Consider the following 1871-nt stretch of genomic DNA (forward strand, 5'->3'; position numbering starts at 1 on the left):
GGCGGCGACCAGGACCGTCCGGCGCGGCTGCGGCTGCGGCAGCTCCTGCGGGACGGCATCACCCTGCTGGCCGACCCCGCGCTCCCGCACCGGACGCTGCTGGCCGCCGCCGAGCGGGCGACCGCCGCGCCCGTCACGTGCCCGGACCCGGCGGCGATCCGGGCGGCCGTCCCCGACCTGCGTCCCGGCGAGCTGTGGGTCGTCCGCCCCGACGCCCACCTCGCCGCGACCCTCCAGAGCCCCACGCCCGAAGCCGTCGCCGCCGCCGTCCGGACGGCCCTCGGCCACACCCTCTGAACGCCTCCGCGGGCCGCGGACGGTGCTCAGACGCCGGTGATGAGGACGACGCCCGCGGCGACGACGCACGCGGCGGCGATGCGGCGTGCGCCCATGCTCTCGGCGAAGAACACCGCGCCGATCACCGCGCCCGCGATGACACCGGTCTCGCGCAGCGCCGCCACGGCCGCGAGCGCGCCGCGCGTCTGCGCCCACAGCACGATCCCGTATCCGGCCATCGCCAGGACGCCGCCCGCCAGGCCCGTCGCCCACGTCCGGACCGGCAGGCCCGACAGCGCGCGCCGCCCGCGCAGCGCCAGGACGGCCGCGACCGTCAGCGGCGCCTCCAGGGCGAACAGCCACGCCGAGTACCCGGCCGCGCCGTGGGCGGTCCGCACGCCGATCCCGTCCAGCACCGTGTAGGCGGCGATGGACACCCCGGTCGCCAGCGCCGCCGCCACCGCGCGCGGATCCCGCACCCGCCGCCGCGCGGCCTCCGGCGGCTCCCCGGCCTCCTCGTCCGCACCCGGAGGCGTGGACGGTCCGGACCCGGTGAAGGCCAGGACGGCCAGGCCGCCGCAGATCGCCGCGACGCCGCCGAACCGGACGGGGGACAGCCGTTCGCCGAGGACCGTCGCCGCCACCCCCGCCACGATGAGCGGGGCGCTCCCGCGCGCCAGCGGGTACACCTGGCTGAAGTCGCCCAGCTGGTACGACATCAGCAGCAGGCCCATGTAGAGCAGGTGGACGGCCACGGACCCGAGCAGCCACGGCCACGCCGCCGCGGCCGGCAGGGGCACGAGCCCCAGCAGCGGGACGAGCAGGACGGCCTGCCCGAGCCCGATCAGCGCGAACGACGCCCACCGGTCCGAGGCGCCCTTGGCGATCGCGTTCCATGTCGCGTGCAGGACCCCGGCGAAGATGACTGCCAGTGCTGTGGTCATGCCCCCACCCCAGCGTCCCCGGCCGGATCACGGCAACAGCCGGCTGCCGCCGGCGCTGGTCGGCACCCACCGCGCCGTCCCGGACCTACCCGGCCGTCGTGGGGACGGAGGGGCGGAGGGGACTAGATGTGCGGGTGTTGTGAGCGTCCGGGCGGGCGCTGGAAGGGTCCCGCGTCGCCGTGATAGGCACGGAAGGGCCACCGGACGTTCTGCCCCGAAGCGGTGGGAGTGCCCATGACCGACGACCGCCCCCGGCCCGTGATCGACCCCTCCCTGCCCACGGACGACCGCGACCTGCTCGCCGCGACCCCGCCCGAACGGCTGGCCGCCGCGAGCCTGCCCGCCCCGCCGCCGCCCCGGCTGAGCGCCGCCACCATCGCCGCCCGGATGGTCTGGATCCCGGTCTTCGCGTTCTTCTACGGCGTCCTGCCGGGCGGCTGGATCCGGCTGTTCTTCCTCGCCTCCCTCGAGGAGGACGACCTGCTCGGCGGCGCGCTGCGGTGGGGGCGCGGCGCAGTGCTGGCGATGCTCGCGGTCCCGGTCGTCCAGATGTCGCTGCTGCTGCTCGGCCAGCCCGAGGCGGCGGCTGCGCTCGCCGCCGCCGGATTCGCCGGCTGGACGGCGGGCGCGCTGCGGCACCTGCGCGAGCCC

Annotated in this window: 2 protein-coding genes and 1 pseudogene; 2 read left to right on the forward strand and 1 reads right to left on the reverse strand. The window is 77.5% G+C overall.

What is annotated here, in order from left to right; genetic code table 11:
• A pseudogene (locus DZF91_RS40255) lies at positions 1-297 on the forward strand (FAD-dependent monooxygenase); the annotation flags it as partial.
• 26 nt (positions 298-323) lie between these two features.
• Here the strand turns inward: DZF91_RS40255 and DZF91_RS24355 are convergent.
• A complete protein-coding gene (locus DZF91_RS24355; RefSeq protein ID WP_117359615.1) occupies positions 324-1220 on the reverse strand; it encodes an EamA family transporter in 897 nt (298 codons plus the stop codon).
• 234 nt (positions 1221-1454) lie between these two features.
• Here DZF91_RS24355 and DZF91_RS24360 point away from each other — a divergent pair.
• Positions 1455-1871 (forward strand): hypothetical protein (locus tag DZF91_RS24360; protein WP_147341345.1); only part of this gene is annotated, 417 nt, incomplete at its 3' end.

The sequence above is a fragment of the Actinomadura logoneensis genome (genome assembly GCF_003428695.1).
In the GTDB taxonomy this organism is placed as follows: domain Bacteria; phylum Actinomycetota; class Actinomycetes; order Streptosporangiales; family Streptosporangiaceae; genus Spirillospora; species Spirillospora logoneensis.